At 71.8% G+C, this 18,406-nt stretch carries 21 protein-coding genes; 10 read left to right on the forward strand and 11 right to left on the reverse strand.

Annotation, left to right across the window (positions count from 1 at the left end; translation table 11 throughout):
- The first annotated feature begins 102 nt into the window (after nt 1–102).
- Nucleotides 103–1,287, forward strand: coding sequence for an alginate lyase family protein (locus JOM49_RS17875; RefSeq protein ID WP_209665408.1), 1,185 nt, complete (start codon nt 103–105; stop codon nt 1,285–1,287).
- 191 nt (nt 1,288–1,478) lie between these two features.
- Nucleotides 1,479–1,628, forward strand: coding sequence for a hypothetical protein (locus tag JOM49_RS17880; protein ID WP_209665409.1), 150 nt, complete (start codon nt 1,479–1,481; stop codon nt 1,626–1,628).
- 45 nt (nt 1,629–1,673) lie between these two features.
- Here the strand turns inward: JOM49_RS17880 and JOM49_RS17885 are convergent, their stop codons facing one another.
- The 6 genes from JOM49_RS17885 to JOM49_RS17910 all read right to left on the reverse strand — a co-directional run bounded on the left by JOM49_RS17885 (nt 1,674) and on the right by JOM49_RS17910 (nt 5,426).
- Nucleotides 1,674–2,408 (reverse strand): SDR family oxidoreductase, encoded by a 735-nt coding sequence (locus tag JOM49_RS17885; protein ID WP_209665410.1) that lies wholly within the window; start codon nt 2,406–2,408, stop codon nt 1,674–1,676.
- Between the two features lie 297 nt (nt 2,409–2,705).
- A complete protein-coding gene (locus JOM49_RS17890; protein WP_209665411.1) occupies nt 2,706–2,894 on the reverse strand; it encodes an RGCVC family protein in 189 nt (62 codons plus the stop codon).
- Nucleotides 2,895–2,995: 101 nt separating this feature from the next.
- Complete coding sequence (locus tag JOM49_RS17895) at nt 2,996–3,382, reverse strand: GntR family transcriptional regulator (protein WP_209665412.1); 387 nt, start codon at nt 3,380–3,382, stop codon at nt 2,996–2,998.
- Nucleotides 3,373–4,086, reverse strand: a complete 714-nt coding sequence (locus tag JOM49_RS17900; RefSeq protein ID WP_209665413.1) for a hypothetical protein — start codon at nt 4,084–4,086, stop codon at nt 3,373–3,375. Before JOM49_RS17900 ends, JOM49_RS17895 begins: the two co-directional genes overlap by 10 nt.
- A gap of 60 nt (nt 4,087–4,146) precedes the next feature.
- Nucleotides 4,147–5,052: a M56 family metallopeptidase gene (locus tag JOM49_RS17905; RefSeq protein ID WP_209665414.1), complete on the reverse strand. Its 906-nt coding sequence runs from the start codon at nt 5,050–5,052 to the stop codon at nt 4,147–4,149.
- Nucleotides 5,049–5,426 carry a BlaI/MecI/CopY family transcriptional regulator gene (locus JOM49_RS17910; RefSeq protein ID WP_209665415.1) on the reverse strand — a complete coding sequence of 126 codons (378 nt, stop codon included), beginning with the start codon at nt 5,424–5,426 and terminating at the stop codon, nt 5,049–5,051. The genes JOM49_RS17905 and JOM49_RS17910 overlap by 4 nt, the downstream gene beginning before the upstream one ends.
- A 119-nt stretch (nt 5,427–5,545) precedes the next feature.
- On the opposite strand from JOM49_RS17910, the gene JOM49_RS17915 reads away from it, so the two are divergent.
- Nucleotides 5,546–6,250 (forward strand): SDR family NAD(P)-dependent oxidoreductase, encoded by a 705-nt coding sequence (locus JOM49_RS17915; RefSeq protein ID WP_209665416.1) that lies wholly within the window; start codon nt 5,546–5,548, stop codon nt 6,248–6,250.
- Nucleotides 6,251–6,345: 95 nt separating this feature from the next.
- On the forward strand, nt 6,346–6,528 hold the full coding sequence (locus JOM49_RS17920; protein ID WP_209665417.1) for a hypothetical protein: 183 nt from the start codon (nt 6,346–6,348) through the stop codon (nt 6,526–6,528).
- A 19-nt stretch (nt 6,529–6,547) separates the two neighbouring features.
- Here JOM49_RS17920 and JOM49_RS17925 read toward each other — a convergent pair whose 3' ends face one another.
- Nucleotides 6,548–7,120: a hypothetical protein gene (locus JOM49_RS17925; protein ID WP_209665418.1), complete on the reverse strand. Its 573-nt coding sequence runs from the start codon at nt 7,118–7,120 to the stop codon at nt 6,548–6,550.
- 178 nt (nt 7,121–7,298) lie between these two features.
- On the opposite strand from JOM49_RS17925, the gene JOM49_RS17930 reads away from it, so the two are divergent.
- From JOM49_RS17930 to JOM49_RS17940, 3 genes are read left to right on the forward strand one after another with little or no spacing between them, the layout of a single operon-like run.
- A complete protein-coding gene (locus tag JOM49_RS17930) occupies nt 7,299–8,546 on the forward strand; it encodes a bifunctional glycosyltransferase family 2/GtrA family protein (protein WP_209665419.1) in 1,248 nt (415 codons plus the stop codon).
- The gene (locus JOM49_RS17935) at nt 8,543–10,381 is read left to right on the forward strand and encodes an ArnT family glycosyltransferase (protein WP_372444031.1); all 1,839 of its coding nucleotides are present in this window, start codon (nt 8,543–8,545) and stop codon (nt 10,379–10,381) included. The genes JOM49_RS17930 and JOM49_RS17935 overlap by 4 nt, the downstream gene beginning before the upstream one ends.
- Before the next feature lie 10 nt (nt 10,382–10,391).
- A complete protein-coding gene (locus JOM49_RS17940) occupies nt 10,392–10,901 on the forward strand; it encodes a DinB family protein (protein ID WP_209665420.1) in 510 nt (169 codons plus the stop codon).
- A 264-nt stretch (nt 10,902–11,165) separates the two neighbouring features.
- Here the strand turns inward: JOM49_RS17940 and JOM49_RS17945 are convergent, their stop codons facing one another.
- Genes JOM49_RS17945 through JOM49_RS17955 form a run of 3 tightly spaced genes read right to left on the reverse strand, consistent with a single transcriptional unit; the run spans nt 11,166 to nt 14,832 of the window.
- Nucleotides 11,166–13,373 carry a xanthine dehydrogenase family protein molybdopterin-binding subunit gene (locus JOM49_RS17945; protein ID WP_209665421.1) on the reverse strand — a complete coding sequence of 736 codons (2,208 nt, stop codon included), beginning with the start codon at nt 13,371–13,373 and terminating at the stop codon, nt 11,166–11,168.
- The gene (locus JOM49_RS17950) at nt 13,370–14,362 is read right to left on the reverse strand and encodes an FAD binding domain-containing protein (protein WP_209665422.1); all 993 of its coding nucleotides are present in this window, start codon (nt 14,360–14,362) and stop codon (nt 13,370–13,372) included. The genes JOM49_RS17945 and JOM49_RS17950 overlap by 4 nt, the downstream gene beginning before the upstream one ends.
- A complete protein-coding gene (locus JOM49_RS17955; protein WP_209665423.1) occupies nt 14,359–14,832 on the reverse strand; it encodes a (2Fe-2S)-binding protein in 474 nt (157 codons plus the stop codon). Before JOM49_RS17955 ends, JOM49_RS17950 begins: the two co-directional genes overlap by 4 nt.
- A 100-nt stretch (nt 14,833–14,932) precedes the next feature.
- Here JOM49_RS17955 and JOM49_RS17960 point away from each other — a divergent pair, with 100 nt between their 5' ends.
- Both JOM49_RS17960 and JOM49_RS17965 read left to right on the forward strand, forming a co-directional pair.
- Nucleotides 14,933–15,583, forward strand: coding sequence for a TetR/AcrR family transcriptional regulator (locus JOM49_RS17960; RefSeq protein WP_209665424.1), 651 nt, complete (start codon nt 14,933–14,935; stop codon nt 15,581–15,583).
- Complete coding sequence (locus tag JOM49_RS17965) at nt 15,580–16,590, forward strand: serine hydrolase domain-containing protein (protein ID WP_209665425.1); 1,011 nt, start codon at nt 15,580–15,582, stop codon at nt 16,588–16,590. Before JOM49_RS17960 ends, JOM49_RS17965 begins: the two co-directional genes overlap by 4 nt.
- Here the strand turns inward: JOM49_RS17965 and JOM49_RS17970 are convergent.
- Entirely contained in the window at nt 16,556–17,248 is a 693-nt protein-coding gene (locus JOM49_RS17970) for a TetR/AcrR family transcriptional regulator (RefSeq protein WP_209665426.1), read from the reverse strand. The two genes, JOM49_RS17965 and JOM49_RS17970, sit on opposite strands and share 35 nt — an antisense overlap.
- Nucleotides 17,249–17,341: 93 nt before the next feature.
- Here JOM49_RS17970 and JOM49_RS17975 point away from each other — a divergent pair, with 93 nt between their 5' ends.
- A complete protein-coding gene (locus tag JOM49_RS17975) occupies nt 17,342–18,331 on the forward strand; it encodes an aldo/keto reductase (protein ID WP_209665427.1) in 990 nt (329 codons plus the stop codon).
- Nucleotides 18,332–18,406 lie beyond the last annotated feature (75 nt).

The following is an 18,406-nucleotide window of genomic DNA, read 5'->3' on the forward strand; positions in this document are numbered from 1 at the left end:
GCCGATTGACCGGGTGTGGTCTAGACCACAAAGCTGGGTGGACGGGTCTCCGCTCTCTCCCCGCCGCCGGAGCGAGGCACAGATCTCTCCGGAGGAGAACCCATGCCCGCACCCCGGCGGCCCCTGTCCGCCGTCCTCGCCCTGCTGACCGCGTTAGTCCTGGTCACCGTGCCGCAGCCGGCCTCGGCTGCGCCACCTTCGTTCACCCACCCCGGCGTGTTCCTCAACCGCGCCCAGCTCGACTTCGTCCGCGACCGGGTCGGTTCCGGCGCCCAGCCGCAGGCCGCGGCGTACGCGCAGATGACCTCGAACCCGCTCGCCTCGCTGACCCGGCAGCCCAAGCCGCGCGCGGTGGTCGAATGTGGGCCGTACAGCGACCCGAACCTGGGCTGCACCGACGAGCGGCAGGACGCCATCGCCGCCTACACCCACGCGCTGAACTGGTACATCACCCGCGACAGCCGGTACGCCACCAAGGCGATTTCGATCATGGACGCCTGGTCCGCGGTGCTCACCGACCACACCAACAGCAACGCCCCGCTGCAGACGGCCTGGGCGGGTACCTCGTGGGCGAAGGCGGCGGAGATCATCCGGCACACCGGGGCCGGCTGGTCCCAGACCGGGATCAACCGGTTCGCCACCATGCTGCGCGAGGTCTACCTGCCGGAGATCGTCAACGGCCGGGCGAACACGAACGGCAACTGGGAACTGACCATGATGGAGGCCTCCCTCGGCATCGCGGTGTTCCTGGAGGACCGGGCGGCCTACGACAAGGCCGTCGGCATCTTCCGCACCCGGGTGCCCGCGTTCATCTACCTGCCCGCCGACGGCGCCCTGCCGAAGACGCCGCCGGGCAGCGGGATCGACACCCGCGACGAGATCGTGGCCTACTGGCACGGCCAGCAGAGCTTCGTCGCCGGGCTGGCCCAGGAGACCTGCCGGGACTTCACCCACACCGGATACGGCGTCGCCTCCATCGCCAGCTTCGCCGAAACCGCCCGCCACCAGGGGCAGGACCTGTACCCGGAGATCCAGGACCGGCTGCGGCACACGCTCGGCTTCCACGCGAAGTACGAACTGGGCGAGGCGCCGCCGTCGTCGATCTGCGGGGGCAGCGTCAAACGGGGCCTCGGCCCGGTGCCGGAGGTGGCGTTCGCCGCGCTGAACACCCGACTCGGCATCCCGATGTCGAACACGCAGAAGCTGGTCGAGCAGCAGCGGCCGGCGGGCACGAACAGCCTGTTCGTGGCGTGGCAGACCCTGACCCACGCGGGCAACCCTCACTAGCGCCCGGACCTTCCGCGATAAATGAGTTGGCGCGCGTCGCGGGGCTTGCTAACTTGGTCGGGTGATCTGATCCGGAACCCCGCCGCGCCGCCGCTTCCGTGCCGTGCGTGCTTCTTTTTCCCGGTAGCCCTCGCGGCTCGTCTTTCCCGGCAACCCATGCCGAGCTTCGGTCAAGACGAGGAGGTTTCCTCATGCGTGCCAGTCAATCCAGCGAAGTCACCCCAGCGCCGGCGAACCGGCGTGAGCGCCGCGCCGCGCGGTCCGGGGGCAAGATCCCCGACCGCGGCAGGTCCACCCCTGTCGTGCAGCCGCGCCAGTACGCCGCCCGCCGCCGCGGGTGACCCCATGACCGTGGCGGGCTCACCCGAGCCCGCCACGGTTTTCTCCTACCTGGTCGCCGCCGGGCGGACCACGATCTCGTTGACGTCCACTTCGGACGGTTGGGACACGGCGTAGGCGATCGCGTCGGCGATGGCCGACGCGGGCAGGGCGACCTTGCGGTACTCGCGCATGCCCGCCGCCGCCTCCGGGTCGCTGATGCTGTCGGCCAGTTCGGATTCGGTGACGCCCGGCGAGACCACGCTCACCCGCACGTCGCCGCCCGATTCCTGGCGCAGGCCCTCGGAAATCGCCCACACGGCGTACTTGGTGCCGCAGTACACCGCGGCCGACGGCACCACCTCGTGCGCGCCGATCGAGGCGACGTTGACGAAGTGCCCGTGGCCCTGCGCCCGCATCAACGGCAACGCGGCCGCGATGCCGTGCAGCACGCCGCGGATGTTCACGTCGATCATCCGGTTCCACTCGTCCAGCAGTCCCGCGTCCAAAGTGGACAGCGGCATCACGCCGGCGTTGTTGATGACCACGTCCACCCGGTCGTACCGCTCGAGGGCGAACTCGACGAACGCGCGGAAGTCCTCGGCGTCGGTCACGTCCAGCGCCCGGTACTCCGCCGACCCGCCGGCGCCGCGGATCTGTTCGGCCAGCTCCGCCAGCCGCTCGGTCCGGCGCGCGCCGAGCACCACCCGGTACCCGGCGGCGGCGAGCCGCACCGCGGTCGCCTGCCCGATGCCACTGCTCGCCCCGGTGATCAACACGGTCTTCTCGGTTCCATCGCTCATGAATCCGAGTCTGGGCCGTGACGAGACAACGGGGCAGGACGTGGTTTTCCTGGGTGCCCCACACCCTGTCTTCGGCCCCGGACGCCCGTCGCGAGTGTGGAACTCGGCTACCTGAACGTGGGTTTCGGCTGCCTGAGTGTGAGACTCGCCCGGGAACCAGCGGAATCCGGGCGAGTCCCACGTTCGTGCAGCCGAGCTACACGTTCAGGAAGCCGAGTTACACGTTCAGGAAGCCGAACCTCGCACTCGGACGGCCGAGTTCCACATTCGGGGCCTCCGGTCAGCCGGGTGGGAAGCTCAGCGCTTGGCGTCGGGTTTTCCGGTCCGGACCTCGCGGGGGCAGATGCAGCCGCGGTCGAGGCGGCTGGAGACGGTGGCGGTGCAGTAGCGGGTGCCGAGGGTGTCGTGGGCGTCCAGCGGGTGCGAGCACGCCGGACAGGCGTTGCTCGACCGGGTTTCGACGGCTTCGGCGATGGGCGAGTTCATCCGGTGCTCCCGTCCCCGGCCGGGGGAACCGGCCGGACTGGGTGCCGGAGACGACGCGGGCTTGGGTGCGCCGCGTCAGGTTGCCTTCGACGAGGATCAGCCTACGCGTCGCCGGGTTCGCGCGCGGACCAGGCCGATCTCACCGCGGCCAGCGCGGTCTCCGCGTCCACGCCGAGGTCGTGGGCGGTGCGGGCGTATTCGACGGCGGCGGCCCGCAGCAAAGCGGCCTTGTCCGGCCGGTCACCGGCGTCGGTGACCACGGTGCCCTTCGCGCGGGCGGTGCGCACCCAGCCGTTCGCCTCCAGCTCCCGGTAGACGCGCGCGACGGTGCCCGAAGCCAGCGCGAGGTCCCTGGCGAGTTGCCGGATCGGCGGCAGGCGCGTGCCAGGGGTCAGCGCGCCGGTGGTGATCAGCCGGATGAGCTGGTCGTGCACCTGCCGCCACGGGGCGATCCCGCTGTCGGCGTCGACGACGACCTTCAGCGGCACCGCGCCACCTCGGCGCGGGTCCCGCCGGCCAGGTGGAACCAGGCGGCCAGCCCGGCGAGGACCAGGATCCACGAGGTCAGGTTCTGCGCCGGTGCCAGCGACGCGGTGGCGGCGGCGCCCAGTCCGGCGGCCACCCTGGCGCTGCGCACGCGCAGCGCGGTGTCCACCGCACCGTCCCCTGTGGACGGACGGCGCACGGCGAGCAGGATGATCAGCCAGGCGATCGCCGAGGTCACCGCGGCCACCCCCAGCAGCACCCACGAGCGGTGGAGCACCAGCCACACCGCGGTGGCGGTGACGACGGTGGCGTAGAGCACCAGCCCCCACACCGGGATGAGTGTGCGCACCCCGCGACTGTCCAAAGTGGCCTCACGTCGGGCACCCTTCGGCGGCCGCTGCGCCAGCACCTCGGCGATCAGGGCGCCGCCCAGCAGGGTGGCCAGGATGATGGACGGGGCCGGGTCGTCGGCGAGCCCGGCCGCGTCGGCCAGCGCGGGCAGGCCGAGGAACAGCCACGGGTACCAGAACCGGCGGCGGCGCAGGTAACGCACCGCTTCGGCGACATCGGGCGGCGCCGGATCGCCGATGCCCCAGCGGCGCAGCACCTTCACGCCCTGTTTGTCACCCGGCCACAGCGGGATCAGGATGAGCAGGCCGAACAGGCCCAGCACCAGGGCCACGCCCAGCACGTTGTCGAACGGCACGAGCGACCTCCCGTCTTGTATCAAACACATGGTACAAGACGGGGTCCCAGTGCGCTGGGCTCAGCCCGGCCAGACGAAGAGGCTGATGGGCGTGGAGGCCAGTGCGGAGGTGGCGGTGAGCGCGATCCAGCGGGCGGGCAGGAGGCGCCGCCGCCGCGGTTCGGCGATCCGGTCCAGTCGTGCGGTGATGTCCCCGTCGATGCCGAGCGTGCCGGCCGGAGTGGTGAACCCGCCGTCGCGGAACCGTCGCAGCGCGGCTTGCAGGCAGCCGCGGGTGTGCGCCCGGCACGCCTTGTCGTCGGCGCGCATCTCCAGCAGCAGCGCCACGGTCGCGGAGATTTCCTTGACATAGCGCGAATTCGGCAGGACCCGGCGCAACGCGGTGAACGGCACCAGCACCAGGTCGTGCCGCTCACGGGCGTGCGCGCGCTCGTGCCCGAGCACGGCGGCGAGCTGACCGGCGTCCAGCCTGGCCAGCGTGCCCGAACTGACCACGATCCGCGGCCGCAGGCCCGGCACGCAGTAGGCCATCGGCGCCGGGTGGTCCACCACCACGGCACCCGGCGCTGCCGGGTCCTCGCGGCCGAGCAGCGCGAGCAGGTCCCGCTGGCGGCGCCGGACGCGCAGCACGCCCACGGTGGACACGGCCACGGTGAGCGGCACCAGCGCGGCGGTGACCACCGCGGCGACCAGCCAGGCCAGCCGCGCCGCGGTCATCTCCGGCGGCAGGCCGGTGGCCAGGTCGGCGGTGAACGCGTCCAGCGCGGGCAGCATCGGCCGGTCGTACGGCGCCAGCCCGAGCGCGACCAGCAGCCCGAGCACGCACAGCACCCCGGTGACCAGCAGCGACTGCCACGCCACCACGGCGGCGCCGGGACTCTCACTGCTCCAGCGCGCACCCAGCAGCGGCGGCACGGCGAGCAGGCAGAGCACCAGCGTCACGGCCAGGTGCGCGACCGCGCTCATCCGGACTTCCGGTGCCTGTCCAGCGCCTGGCTGAGCGCTTCGGCCTCGGGATTGCTCACCGAGCGGGCGAAGTGGTTCAGCGCGGCCTCGCGGTCGCCGGTCAGCGCCAGCGCGTCGAGCATGAGCCGGGCGACGTAGGCGTCCCGGCCGGCGGCGGGGCGGTAGGACCAGGCGCGGCCGTCGCGCTCGCGGAGCACGAACCCCTTCTTCGCCAGGCGGTCGAGCACGGTCATCACGGTGGTGTAAGCCGGTTTGCGCTCGGCCAGCGCGTCGGCGACCGCGCGCACCGTCACCGGACCGGCGTGGTCGCCGCGATCCCACAGCACGTCCATCACCGCGCGTTCCAGCTCACCCAAACCGCCTGTTCCCGCCATGGGCACATGGTAGGTCCCGCTATGCTCGGCGGAGATCCCGCCAGTGGAGACCACACCATGCGCGAGCGCCCGCCAGTCCCGCACACCGGGATCGGCGCGGACCGGGTGGTCGATCGCCGTTGACCGGGCACGAGTTCACCGGCAGGCAGGCGGTGGTCACCGGCGCGGCCGGGACCATCGGCGCGGTACTGGCGCGGGCGCTCGCCACGGCGGGCGCCGAGGTGCTGCTGGTCGACCAGGCCCCGGCGGTCCAGGAACTCGCGGCCGAACTCGGGGGCCGCGCGGTGGTCGGCGATCCGCGGGCGAGTGGGCTGCCCGCCGAGGTGCTGATGGCGTTGGACAGCGCGCCGGAACTGCTGGTGCTGGCCGAGGGCGTGCACGTGCGGTCGCCGGCGACCGAGCTCAGCGAGGCCGAGTGGCAGTTGCTGTGCCAGGTGAACGTCGGGGCGCTGTACCGGATGGTGCGGGCGGCCGCGCCGTCGATGGCGCGGCGTGGTTCCGGTGCGGTGCTGGCGATCTCGTCGGTGACGGCCGAGCGGGTGCTGCCCGGCAGCGTGCCCCACGGCGCGACCCAGGCGGCGGTCTCCCAGCTGGTGCGCGGGCTGGCGGTGGAACTCGGGCCGAGCGGGGTGCGGGTGAACGGCCTCGCGCCGGGGCCGCTCGCGGACGAGCACGCCCGGCGCCGGGTGGCGGGCCGTGTGCCGCTGGGCCGCCTCGCGGACCCGGCGGACCTGGTGGGACCCGCCTTGTTCCTGCTGTCGGCCGCGGCGCGGTACGTGACCGGGCAGGTGCTGGTGGTGGACGGCGGCTACGCGCTGGCCTAATGCATGTGACGTAGGTCTCATTCGACAGCGGGTGTAGAACGCGCGCGGAGTGGGTATCCCTGCCTCGGCTTCGTCCGACCTGGGAGAGGTGCCCGATGACCGAATGCCGAGGCGCCGCGTCGCTGGAAATGATGTTCCGTGCCTGGCGGACCGAGATCGACCGGGAACCGATGGCCGAGTGCCTGTCCACCCCGGTCCTCCTCGACCGGCTGCGCGAGTCCACGGACCAGCACTTCCTGTCCGCGGACCCGTCGCGCCGCTCCGGCGCCGTGGCCTGAGCCCTTCCGTGGGTGGAGGTCAGTTGCCCGGCGGCTGCTGACCCTGCGGGCCACCCTGCTGGGGACCACCCTGTAGCTGCGTGGTGCGTTCCGTGATCGTCTTCGCGGTGGCCGCGTCGCCGTTCGGGACGGCGGTGACCGTCACGGTGTCCCCACCGGCGATGTCGGCCGCGGTGCCCTGGCGCCCGAACGTGGTGCTGCCGTCGATGGCGTAGGTCTTGGTGTAGCCGTCCTCGCTCTTCACCGTGGCCGAGGTCGCGCTGATCTCGGTGACCTCACCCGCCTGCATCACCTCGGTGGTGAACCCGCCCTTGCCGTCGGAGACGGTGTACTCGCCGTGCAGCGCGGAGGCCAGTCCCTCGGGCAAGCGCATGATCGGGCCACCACCGTTCATCATGCCGCCGGGACCACCGCCCTGTTCGGTCACTGAGGTGCCGCTCGCGGCGTAGACGGCGACGCCGCCGGTGGCCGCGATGCCGACCGCGATCGCCGCCGCGGCCGCGGTCTTCTTGCCCGACCAGCGGGGCCGGGGCGCCGGAGCACCCCACTCCGGGGTGGGCTCGGAAGGCTGGGGGCTGGCTGGCTCGGTCATCTGACTCACTCCTCGTAGCTCCGGCTCACTCACCGGCTGCGTCCCAGCCTCGGGCCGTCACCTGTGCGTCCGCTGTGCCCCGCCTTGGCCTGGGCTATGGAGCTCGGGGGTACGGCTCACAGGGAAGCCACAGGACCAGCACAAGGAGCACCCAGCCACGGGGCCCAGCTTCGGAGGCATGACAGCGACTCTGCCCGCGGACACCCGGCGCGCGCCGGTCGAGACGGACGGCCCGGCCCCCGTGCTCGACGTCGTGGTGCCCGTGTACAACGAAGAGACCGACCTGGGCCCGAGCGTGCGGGAACTGCACCGGCACCTGAGCCTGCGTTTCCCCTACCGGTTCCGGATCACCATCGCCGACAACGCCAGCACCGACCGGACCTGGTCGATCGCCGGGGAACTGGCCGATGAACTGCCCGAAGTGACCGCGGTCCGGCTGGAGCAGAAGGGCCGCGGCCGCGCGCTGCACGCGGTGTGGCTGGCCTCCGACGCGCAGGTGCTGGCGTACATGGACGTCGACCTGTCCACCGACCTCGCCGCACTGTCCCCGTTGGTCGCTTCGCTCATCTCGGGGCATTCCGACGTGGCGATCGGGAGCAGGCTGGCACGCGGGGCGCGGGTGGTGCGCGGCGCGAAGCGGGAGATCATCTCGCGCTGCTACAACCTGCTGTTGCGCGGCACGCTCTCGGTCCGGTTTTCCGACGCCCAGTGCGGTTTCAAGGCGATCCGCGCGGACGTCGCCAGGGAACTGCTGCCGCACGTCGCCGACACCGGCTGGTTCTTCGACACCGAACTGCTGGTGCTCGCGCAGCGTGCCGGAGCACGCATCCACGAGGTCCCGGTCGACTGGGTGGACGATCCGGACAGCCGGGTGGACCTCGTCTCGACCGCCCTCGCCGACCTGCGTGGCATCGCCCGGCTCGCCCGCGCGCTGGCCACCGGCACCCTGCCGATCGGCAGGCTGCGGGACCAGCTCAACCGCGCGCCGGTGCCGGTCGAAGCCCCGGGCGTGCCGGGTGGGCTGGTCCGCCAGCTGGTCCGGTTCGCCGCGGTCGGGATCGCCAGCACGCTGGCATACCTGCTGCTCTTCGTGCTGTTGCGCGGGGGTGTCGGCCCGCAGGCGGCGAACTTCGTGGCGCTGGCGGTGACCGCGGTGGCCAACACCGCGGCCAACCGCAGGCTGACCTTCGGCGTGCGCGGTGCCGCCGGGGCCGGGCGCCACCACCTCGAAGGCATGCTGGTGTTCCTGCTCGGCCTCGGCCTGACCAGCGGCTCGCTGGCGCTGCTGCACTCGGCCACCAGCCCGTCCCAGCCGATCGAGCTGGTGGTGCTCGTGCTGGCGAACCTCACCGCGACCGTCCTGCGCTTCCTGCTCCTGCGCGGCTGGGTGTTCAACCCTCGCCGGAACCGATCGGAGACCCCGTGAGCACCTCGACCCTGTCCGCCCCCGCGCCGGCCGCACCGTCCACTTCGGACGGCGACGGCCCGGCCGCGCCCCGGTGGGTCCGGCCCGCCTTCTGGGGGCTGCTGCTCGGCACCGCCGTGCTGTACCTGTGGAACCTGGGTGCTTCCGGGTGGGGCAACTCGTTCTACGCCGAGGCCGCGCAGGCCGGTTCGCTGGACTGGAAGGCGTGGTTCTTCGGCTCGCTCGACCCCGGGAACACCATCACCGTGGACAAACCGCCCGCGTCGCTGTGGCTGATGGGCCTGTCCGGCCGCGTCTTCGGCTTCTCCAGCTGGAGCATGCTGGTGCCGCAGGCGCTGCTCGGCGTCGGCTCGGTGGCGCTGCTGTACGCGGCGGTCCGCCGGTGGTCGGGGCCGGGCGCGGGCCTGTTCGCCGGGGCCGCGCTGGCGCTGACCCCGGTGGCGGCGCTGATGTTCCGCTTCAACAACCCCGACGCGCTGCTGACCTTCCTGCTGGTGCTCGGCGCCTACTGCGTGGTGCGCGCGGTGGAGAAGGCGTCGCCGAAGTGGCTCGTGCTGGCGGGCGTGGCGATCGGGTTCGGCTTCCTGACGAAGATGCTGCAGGCGTTCCTGGTGCTGCCGGCGTTCGGGCTGGTGTACCTGATCGCCGCGCCGACGGGGCTGGGCAAGCGGTTGCTGCACCTGCTCGGCGCGCTCGTGGCGGTGGTGGTCTCGGCTGGCTGGTACATCGCGGTCGCCGACCTGTGGCCCGCGGCCTCCCGCCCGTACATCGGCGGGTCCACCGACAACACCGTGCTCGACCTGGCGCTGGGGTACAACGGACTCGGCCGCATCTTCGGCGGCGGGGGCAACGGCGGTGGCGGCAACATGGGCGGCGGGAACGTCGGTTTCGGCGGGCAGACCGGGATCGGGCGGATGTTCGGCGACAGCTTTGGCACGGAGGTCTCCTGGCTGCTGCCCGCCGCGGTGCTCGGCCTCCTCGCCGGGCTCTGGTTCACGCGCTGGTCGCCGCGCACCGACCGCACGCGGGCCTCGATGGTGCTGTGGGGCGGCTGGCTGGTCGTCACCGCGCTGGTGTTCAGCTTCATGGAGGGCACGGTGCACCCGTACTACGCGGTCGCACTGGCCCCGGCTATCACCGCGATGGTCGCGATCGCCGGGCGCGAGCTGTGGCGCGGCCGGGCGCACGTGGCGCCGCGGCTCTTCCTGGCGGGCATGGTCGCGGTGACCGCGGTGTGGGACTACATCCTGCTCGATCGGTCCTCGGACTGGCACCCGGTGATCCGCTGGGCGATCCTGGTGCTCGGCATCCTGGTGGCCAGCGCGATCGCGGTCGGCGCGCACGAGTTCCGGCGGGCCGGGCGGGCGATCGCGGTGGCGGCGGTGGCCGTCGGGCTGGCGGGCACGCTGGTGTTCGGCGTGGCCACCGCGGCGGTGCCGCACAGCGGGTCGATCCCGATCTCCGGACCGGCGACCGGGGGCGTTTTCGGTATGCCGGAGGGGGAAACGCCGTCGGCGGAGCTCGTCGCGGCCTTACAGGCGAGCACGGAGGACTGGGCGGCGGCGAGCAGCGGCACGCGAGGCGCGGCTTCGCTGCAACTGACCAGCGGGAAGTCGGTGATGCCGATCGGTGGCTTCAACGGCGGGGACCCGGCGCCGACGCCGGCGCAGTTCCGGCAGTACGTGGCCGAGGGCCGGATCGGGTACTACATCGGCGAAGGCGCGGGCCGCATGGGTGGGCCCGGCGGTGGTAGCAACGAGATCGCCGAATGGGTGCAGGCGAACTTCCCCGCGACCACGATCGGCGGGCAAACGGTGTACGACCTCACCCCGTAGGATCCGCGCCATGGGGACCGAACGGATCAGCCCACCGCTGCGCGGGGACGAACGCGAGACGCTGCGCGCCTTTTTGGACTTCCACCGCGCCACGCTGGAAATGAAGTGCGAGGGGTTGTCCACCGAGCAGTTGCGCGAGCAGTCGAGCCCGCCCTCGACGCTCTCGCTGCTGGGGTTGGTCCGGCACCTGGCCGAGGTGGAGCGGACGTGGTTCCGGCGGGTGATCAACCAGGAGACGGACCTGGCGTTCGTCTGGTCGCCGGAGCGGGATTTCCAGGCCGCCTACGACGCCTCGAACGCCACCCGTGAGGAGGCGTTCGAGGCGTGGCGGGCCGAGGTCGAGCACTCGCGCCGGATCGAGCGGGAGGCGGAATCCCTTGACGTCACCGGACACTTCCCCCGCTGGGGCGAGGACGTCTCGCTGCGATTGGTGATGCTGCACCTGATCCACGAGTACGCCAGGCACAACGGCCACGCCGACTTCCTGCGCGAAGCCATCGACGGCGAGGTCGGTGCCTAGTCCTGCGGAGCCCTACCGGACACGAATGTGGCTTTGGGGGCCGAATCCGCCCCCAAAGCCACATTCGTGTCCCGATGGCTTCGGGCGGAGCGCGGCGAGTGTGGGGTTCGGCTGCGCGAGTGCGGGGTTCGGCTGCCTGAACGTGCGGTTCGGCTACCTGAACGTGGGACTCGCCCGGGAGCCGGGTGAACGAATGCTAGGAGTGGGGCATTACTTGCGTTGAATGCAAGTAATGCCCCATTCATAGCATTGGCGGGGCGCGGGTCAGAGCAACTTGTCGAGGGTGATGGGGAGGTCGCGGACGCGTTTGCCGGTGGCGTGGAAGACCGCGTTCGCGACCGCGCCCGCCACGCCGGTGATGCTGACCTCGCCGATGCCGACCAGGCCCAGCGGCATGGTCGGGTCCGGTTCGTCCAGGTAGTGCACGTCGATCGGCGGGATGTCGGCGTGCACCGGCACGTGGTATTCGGACAGGCTCGGGTTCATGATCCGCCCCGATCGCGGGTCGACCAGGGTTTCTTCGGACAGGGCCATGCCGATGCCCATCACGATGCCGCCCTTGAGCTGGCTGGTGGCGGTCTTCGCGTTGATGATCCGGCCCACGTCGAACACCGCGGTCCAGCGGGAGATCCGGGTTTCGCCGGTGTCCGGGTCGACGCGCACCTCGCAGAAGTGCGCGCCGCTCGCGGCCTTCACCCAGCGCCGCTGGTCGCGGACGAACTTCGACATGAACCGGACCTGACCGGCCACCGCGCCGAGGCCCGAGTCGGCGCCGACCGACGTCTCGAGGTGAGTTTTCCCGGCGGCTCGGAGGATGTCCGGCGGCGAGTCCCCGGGGTGCTTCTTCGCCAGCCCGGCCAACTCGCGCTTGAGCTTGTCGCACGCGGTGAGCAGGCTCGCCGCGACCGTGGCGGTCTGGTTGGAGCCACCGGCCAACGGGCCGGTGGGCAGGTCGGTGTCGCCGTATTCGACGCGGACCGAGCCGACCGGCACCCCGAGCGCGTCCGCGGCGATCTGCGCCTGCGCGGTCGCGCCACCCATGCCCATTTCGTGGAAACCGCAGCGCACCAGCACCGAACCGTCGGCGGACAGTCGCACCGTCAGGTTGGCGGTGAACTGCACCGACGGGTGGTACGCCGCCGCGACACCCCAGCCGACCAGCCAGCGCCCGTCCCGCATGGAGCCCGGCTCCGGGGTCCGGTCCGCCCAGCCGAACTCGGCGGCACCGCGGGTGTAGCACTCGCGGAGCAGCCGGTGCGAGAACTTCTTGCCGTCCAGCGGGTTCACCGACGGTTCGTTCCGCAGCCGCAGCTCTACTGGATCGATGTCGAGCCGGTAGGCCAGTTCGTCGACCGTGGCTTCGAGCGCGTAGGTGCCGATCGACTCGCCGGGGGCACGCATGAACGTGTTCGGCACGGTGTCGAGTTCGACGAGATTCTGCTGCACCAGGATGTTCTCGGCGGCGTAGAGGTGACGCGACTGCGAGGTCACCTGCTCCGGCCCGCCGCCCCCGCTGCCGGTCTGGGTGACGCTGGTGTGGATGAGCGAGGTCAGCCGCCCGTCGGTGTCCGCGCCGAGCGCGACGCGCTGCACGGACGGCGTGCGCCCGCCGACCGTGCGGTAGACGCTTTCGCGGCTGAGCAGCATGCGCACCGGCCGTCCGGTCACCTTCGCGGCGAGCACGGTCAGCACGGTCCCCGCCCACACCGAGCCCTTGCCGCCGAAGCCGCCGCCGACGAACGGCGCGATCACCCGGATCCCGGCCACCGGCACGCCGAACTTCAGCGCCAGGTGCCGCCGCACCCAGTCCATGCCCTGCGTGGCCTCGTGCACGGTCAGCCGGTCGCCGTCCCACACCGCAGTGGTCGCGTGCGGCTCGATCGCGTTGTGGTTGTGCGCCGGGGTGGAGTACCGCAGGTCCACCGAGACCGGCGCGGCGGCGAGCGCGGCTTCGGCGTCGCCCTTCTTCGCGCTGCCGGACATGAGCATGGTGCTCGGCTGCGGCTTGGCGTTCCCCTGTTCCGCTTTGAAGTCCACAGTGGACTTCGCGACGGCGTACTCCGCTGTCACCAGCGCCGCGGCTTCACGGGCGGCTTCGAGCGTCTCGGCGACGACCACCGCGATCGGCTGGCCGTTCCAGTGCACCTCGTCGGTGTTCAGGTAGTTGATCCTGGTACCCGACGCCATCGTGCTGAGGTTCAGCGGAGTCGGCTTCGGCGGCTTCTTCATCGGTGGCGCGTTCTCGTGGGTGAGCACGGTCAGCACCCCGGCAACGGCGAGCGCGGCTTCGGTGTGGATCGCGGTGATCCGGCCGCGCGCGATCGTCGCGTGCGCCATGGCCGCGTAGGTCAGGCCGGGATACGGGTACTCCGCGGCGAAGCGGGCTTCCCCGGTGGTCTTCGCGGTGCCGTCGACCCGATCGAGCGAGCGGCCGACGGCCTGGGTCAGCGGGGGGTCCTGCACCTGGGTCATGCCGCGCTCCTGCCGGTCAGCTGCCGCAGCGTCGCGGTGATCGTGCGCTGGGCCAGGTCGATCTTGAAGGCGTTGTGCTCGCGTCCGGTGGCGGCGGCGAGTTCGGCCGCCGCGGCTTCGCGGAAGGATTCCTCGGTTGCCGGAGCACCCAGCAGCACGCGTTCGGCTTCACGGGCCCGCCACGGCTTCCCGGCGACCCCGCCGAGCGCGAGCCGGACCGCGGTCACCTCGTGGTCGCGGACCTCCAGCGCGGCGGCGACCGAGACCAGCGCGAACGCGTACGACGCCCGGTCGCGCACCTTGCGGTAGCGGGAGTTCGCGGCCATCGGCAGGGCGGGCAGCTCGATCGCGGTGATCAGCTCGTCGGCGGCCAGTTCGGTCTCCACCTGCGGGGTGGCGTCCGGCAACCGGTGGAACTCGGTGAGCGGCAGGCGGCGGAGGCCGCGCAGGCTTTCGATCTCGACCGTGGCGTCGAGCGCGGCGAGCGCCACGCACAGGTCGGACGGGTGCGTGGCGATGCAGGCCTCGGTGGTGCCGAGGATCGCGTGGCCCCGGTTGAACCCGCCGAGCGCGTCGCAGCCGCTGCCCGGTTCGCGCTTGTTGCACGCCGACGTGGTGTCGTAGAAGTACGGGCAGCGCGTGCGCTGCAGCAGGTTCCCGCCGACGGTGGCCATGTTGCGCAGCTGCGCGGACGCTCCGGCGAGCACCGCCTGGGTGAGCACCGGGTACCGCGAGCGGATCAGCGGGTGGACCGCCAGCGTGCTGTTGCGCACGAGCGCCCCGACGCGCACCCCGCCGCCGGGCAGCTCCTCCACCTCGGTCAGCGGCAACCGGCTGATGTCGACCACGGTGTCCGGGCGCTCCACCGTGGCGCGCATGAGGTCGACCAGGTTCGTGCCGCCGCCGAGGAACTTCGCGTTCGGCTCGCCGGCGATGACGCGCAGCGCGGTGGGCACGTCGGTGGCGCGGTGGTAGGCGAAGGACCTCATCGGGCCGCCACCTCCTGGCTGGCTACTTCCTGGATGGCATCCACGATGCCGTTGTAGGCACCGCAGCGGCAGAGGTTGCCGCTCATCCGCTCCCGGATCTCCGCGCCGGTCAGCTCGCCGTCCGGCGCCGCGCGGTGCTCGGCGAGCATGCCGACCGCCGAGCAGAGCTGGCCCGGCGTGCAGTAACCGCACTGCAGCCCGTCGTGGCGGACGAAGGCGGTCTGCAGCGGGTGGTCCAGTCCCTCGATCGTGGTGATCTCGGCGTCCTCGTACTGCACAGCCAGCGCGAGGCACGAGTTGATCCGCACCCCGTCCGCGAGCACCGTGCACGCCCCGCAGGCGCCCTGGTCACAGCCCTTCTTCGTGCCGGTGAGCCCGAGGTGCTCGCGCAGCGCGTCCAGCAGGCTGACCTGCGGCGGAAGGCTGAGCACCGTGGTGGCTCCGTTGACCCGCAAACGCAGCTCGGTCACTGGTCCTCCTGTCGTTCGGTGCTGCCGAGGTTAACGAAACAGTGGTCTCTTAACAAGAGTACGGCGTTCTTTTAACTCGGGTCGTATGCTGATCGCCGTCATGGGTCAGCATTTCGTCCGGGCGCGAAGGCCCGAGCAGAAGCGACAGCGGCGCGAGGCGATCCTCGCCGCCGCTCGCGAGCTCGCCCTCGCCTCGGGCGTGCGCGCGGTCAGCCTCGGGAACGTGGCCGCGGCGGTGTGCCTGGCGAAGTCCAATGTGGTCCGGTACTTCGGCACGCGCGAGGAGATCTACCTCGAACTCGCCGCCGAATGCTGGGCCGAGTGGGGGACCGCGCTCGTCGACCGGCTGGACCGGGTGACCACCGCCGACGAGCTGGTCGGCGCGATCGCCGAGACCCTCGAAGCGCGCCCGCTGTTCTGCGACCTGCTCGGGCACGCGGCGACCAGCCTCGAGCACAACGTGTCGGTCGAGGCGGCACGCTCGTTCAAGCGGCAGGTGAAGGACGTGCTCGCCGAGGTCGGCGTGGCGATCGCCCGCACCGGCCTCGGCCTGACCGAGACCGAGGGCTTCGAGCTCGCGGCCGCGGGCACGATGTTCGGCGGCGCGCTGTACCCGGCCGCGCACCCGCCGAAGACGCTGATCGAGGTGTACGCCTCCGACCCGGAGCTGGCCGCGCTGTGCCCGCCGTTCGTGCCGACGATCAAGCGCGCACTTGCGGCCATCGTCGCCGGCTTGCCCTCACTGCGGTGATCCACGGCACGGTCGCGCCCGGGTTCGAGGACGTGCGCGAAGCGTTCGCGCTGGACCACGGCGGCGGCGCGCAACTGGCCGTCCACCGGCACGGCGTGCCGGTGGTGGACCTCTGGACCGGCTGGGCGCCCGACCGGATCGCGGTCACCATGTCGTGCACGAAGGCGCTGGTATCGATCTGCGCGCACCTGCTCGCCGAACGCGGCGACCTGGACCTGAACGCGCCGGTTTCGCGGTACTGGCCCGGGTTCCGCGCCGAACTGCCGGTCTCGTACCTGCTGTCCCACCGCGCGGGCCTGCCCGCCTTCGACCTCGACGGCGAAGACCTGCTCGACTGGGACCGGTGCACGTCGACGCTCGCCGCGATGGCTCCGCGGTGGACCCCGGGCACGGCGTTCGCCTACCACTCGACCACCTTCGGCTACCTGGTCGGCGAGGTGATCCGGCGGGTCACCGGCACCACGGCCGGCCGGTTCTTCGACGAGGGGATCGCCCGCCCGCTCGGGCTGGACCTGTGGATCGGCCTACCCGCCGAACAAGAGCACCGAGTCGCGCCGATCGGTCCTAATCGGACAGAGCTGGCCGAACTGCTGACCACCCGTGCGGGCCGGGCGGCCGAAATCCCGTCCGCGAACGGCATCGGGGACGCGCGTTCGCTGGCGAAGCTGTACTCGGCCGTCCTCAATGGACTGCTGGGGCGAGCGACGCTGGACCGCGCCTGTACGCCACAGACCGACGGGCTGCCGACCCCGGCGGTCATGCCGCACCCGCAACGGTTCGCGCTCGGGTTCGAGTTGACGCGCAGTGCGTCCCCGCTGCTGGGCGCGGCTTCGTTCGGTCACGCCGGTGCGGGCGGACGGCTGGCCTTTGCCGATCGCGAGACCGGGCTGGCCGTCGCGTACGTGTGCGCGCACTCGGGCTGGAACCCGGGCCAGGGACCGGATCCGCGCTGGCTGCCGTGGTTGCTCGCGCTCAGCCGTCGGCGAGGCGGTCCAGCCACTCGCTGAGCAGGGCCTGTTCCGCCGGGCTGAACGGCAGGTCGCCGGTCAGCGCGGCACGCAGGGCCACGGCCCTGGTCGCCAGGCCCGCGGCGGGCGCGGGTTCGTCGGTGGTGATCGTGTGCACCACCATTTCCCTTGCCACAGTGGAGATCTCGAGGTCGCGCTCGGCTGGGGGCAGGGCGATCAGCGAGAGCACCACGCCGACGCCGGTCGAGTGCGTCAGCTCCGCGGCGCGCTCCACGCTCATCGTCAGCTGCCCGGCTTCGGCGATCCGCGAGATGATGCCGTGCAGGATCGCGGCGGCCTCCTTCGCGGCGGGGGACGGGCCGCCCGGGCGCGCTTCGCCGTACATCAGCGCGTAGAACGCGGGCCGCGTCAGGCCGAACTGGATGTGCAGGTCCCAGCCGCGGCGCAGGTCGCCGACCGGGTCGCCGGTCGCGCCGAGGTCGTGCTTCTGGCCCAGGTACTCCTCGAAACCGTAGGAGGCGACCGCGTCGAGCAGCCCGTCCTTGTCGCCGAACAGCCGGTAGAGCGCGGGCGCCTGGACCCCGGCCGCCGCGCTCACCGCCCGGGTGGAGACCGCGTCACGGCCGCCCTCCTGCAGCAGTTCCGCTGCCGCGCGCAGGATGCGATCACGGGTGGGCAGTGCCTGGTCGACCGTCATGTTTCCGATGATAACAAATCCTCGGTAGCGTTTGTCTGATATCAGTGTTAACTTGGTGACGTTAGCGATGGAACTATTCGGGAGGTAACACCGATGCAGACCCGTGCACTGGGCCAGGCTGAGGTCTCGGCCTTCGGGCTCGGCATGATGGGAATGTCCGATTTGTACGGACCGGCCGACGAGGCGGAATCGATCGCCACGGTGCACGCCGCGCTCGACGCCGGCGTGACCCTGCTCGACACCGGCGACTTCTACGGCATGGGGCACAACGAACTCCTGCTCCGGGACGCGTTGCGTGGCCGCGCCCGCGAAGCCGCCACGATCAGCGTGAAGTTCGGCGCGCTGCGGGATCCGGACGGCGCCTGGACCGGGTTCGACGGCCGCCCGGCGGCGGTGAAGACCTTCGCCGCGTACAGCCTGCGGCGGCTCGGCACCGACCACCTCGACATCTACCGCCCTGCCCGGCTCGACCCGTCCGTGCCGATCGAGGACACCGTCGGCGCCATCGCCGAACTCGTCGAGGCGGGCCATGTTCGGCACATCGGGCTGTCCGAGGTCGGTGCCGAGACTCTGCGGCGGGCCGCGGCCGTGCACCCCATCACCGACCTGCAGATCGAATATTCGCTGCTCTCCCGCGGTATCGAAGCCGAAATCCTGCCGGTCGCGCGGGAACTCGGCATCGGTGTCACCGCGTACGGGGTGCTGTCGCGCGGCCTGCTGAGCGGGCACTGGCGCCCGGACCGCGAACTCACCGCCGCCGACTTCCGCGGTTCGAACCCGCGTTTCCAGGGCGAGAACCTGGAGCGCAACCTCGAACTGGTGGAGGCGCTGCGCAAGGTCGCGCAGGCCAGGGAGGTCACCGTCGCGCAGGTCGCGATCGCCTGGGTGGCCTCGCAGGGCAAGGATGTGGTGCCGCTGATCGGCGCGCGTACGCGGACGAGGCTCGCCGAGTCGCTCGGTGCGGCGGATTTGGCACTGTCCCAGGCAGATCTCGACGCCATCGAAGCCGCTGTCCCGGCGGGCGCGGCGGCGGGCAGCCGGTACGCCGAGCCGATGATGGCCGCCCTGGACAGTGAGCGCTAAACGCTCGTCAGTCTCCTGCCTGCGAAGGTCGCTTGTGGACGGTGGGGAGCGGTGACGGGGGTGCGGACCCCGCCC

This window comes from Amycolatopsis magusensis (assembly GCF_017875555.1).
GTDB lineage: Bacteria > Actinomycetota > Actinomycetes > Mycobacteriales > Pseudonocardiaceae > Amycolatopsis > Amycolatopsis magusensis.

Excerpts from the sequence above, each read along its gene's own strand:
- JOM49_RS17875 (WP_209665408.1), top strand. The coding sequence starts at position 103 with ATGCCCGCACCCCGGCGGCCCCTGTCCGCCGTCCTCGCCCTGCTGACC.
- JOM49_RS17880 (WP_209665409.1), top strand. The coding sequence starts at position 1,479 with ATGCGTGCCAGTCAATCCAGCGAAGTCACCCCAGCGCCGGCGAACCGG.
- JOM49_RS17885 (WP_209665410.1), bottom strand. The coding sequence starts at position 2,408 with ATGAGCGATGGAACCGAGAAGACCGTGTTGATCACCGGGGCGAGCAGT.
- JOM49_RS17890 (WP_209665411.1), bottom strand. The coding sequence starts at position 2,894 with ATGAACTCGCCCATCGCCGAAGCCGTCGAAACCCGGTCGAGCAACGCC.
- JOM49_RS17905 (WP_209665414.1), bottom strand. The coding sequence starts at position 5,052 with ATGAGCGCGGTCGCGCACCTGGCCGTGACGCTGGTGCTCTGCCTGCTC.
- JOM49_RS17910 (WP_209665415.1), bottom strand. The coding sequence starts at position 5,426 with ATGGCGGGAACAGGCGGTTTGGGTGAGCTGGAACGCGCGGTGATGGAC.
- JOM49_RS17920 (WP_209665417.1), top strand. The coding sequence starts at position 6,346 with ATGACCGAATGCCGAGGCGCCGCGTCGCTGGAAATGATGTTCCGTGCC.
- JOM49_RS17925 (WP_209665418.1), bottom strand. The coding sequence starts at position 7,120 with ATGACCGAGCCAGCCAGCCCCCAGCCTTCCGAGCCCACCCCGGAGTGG.
- JOM49_RS17930 (WP_209665419.1), top strand. The coding sequence starts at position 7,299 with ATGACAGCGACTCTGCCCGCGGACACCCGGCGCGCGCCGGTCGAGACG.
- JOM49_RS17940 (WP_209665420.1), top strand. The coding sequence starts at position 10,392 with ATGGGGACCGAACGGATCAGCCCACCGCTGCGCGGGGACGAACGCGAG.
- JOM49_RS17945 (WP_209665421.1), bottom strand. The coding sequence starts at position 13,373 with ATGACCCAGGTGCAGGACCCCCCGCTGACCCAGGCCGTCGGCCGCTCG.
- JOM49_RS17950 (WP_209665422.1), bottom strand. The coding sequence starts at position 14,362 with ATGAGGTCCTTCGCCTACCACCGCGCCACCGACGTGCCCACCGCGCTG.
- JOM49_RS17960 (WP_209665424.1), top strand. The coding sequence starts at position 14,933 with ATGGGTCAGCATTTCGTCCGGGCGCGAAGGCCCGAGCAGAAGCGACAG.
- JOM49_RS17970 (WP_209665426.1), bottom strand. The coding sequence starts at position 17,248 with ATGACGGTCGACCAGGCACTGCCCACCCGTGATCGCATCCTGCGCGCG.
- JOM49_RS17975 (WP_209665427.1), top strand. The coding sequence starts at position 17,342 with ATGCAGACCCGTGCACTGGGCCAGGCTGAGGTCTCGGCCTTCGGGCTC.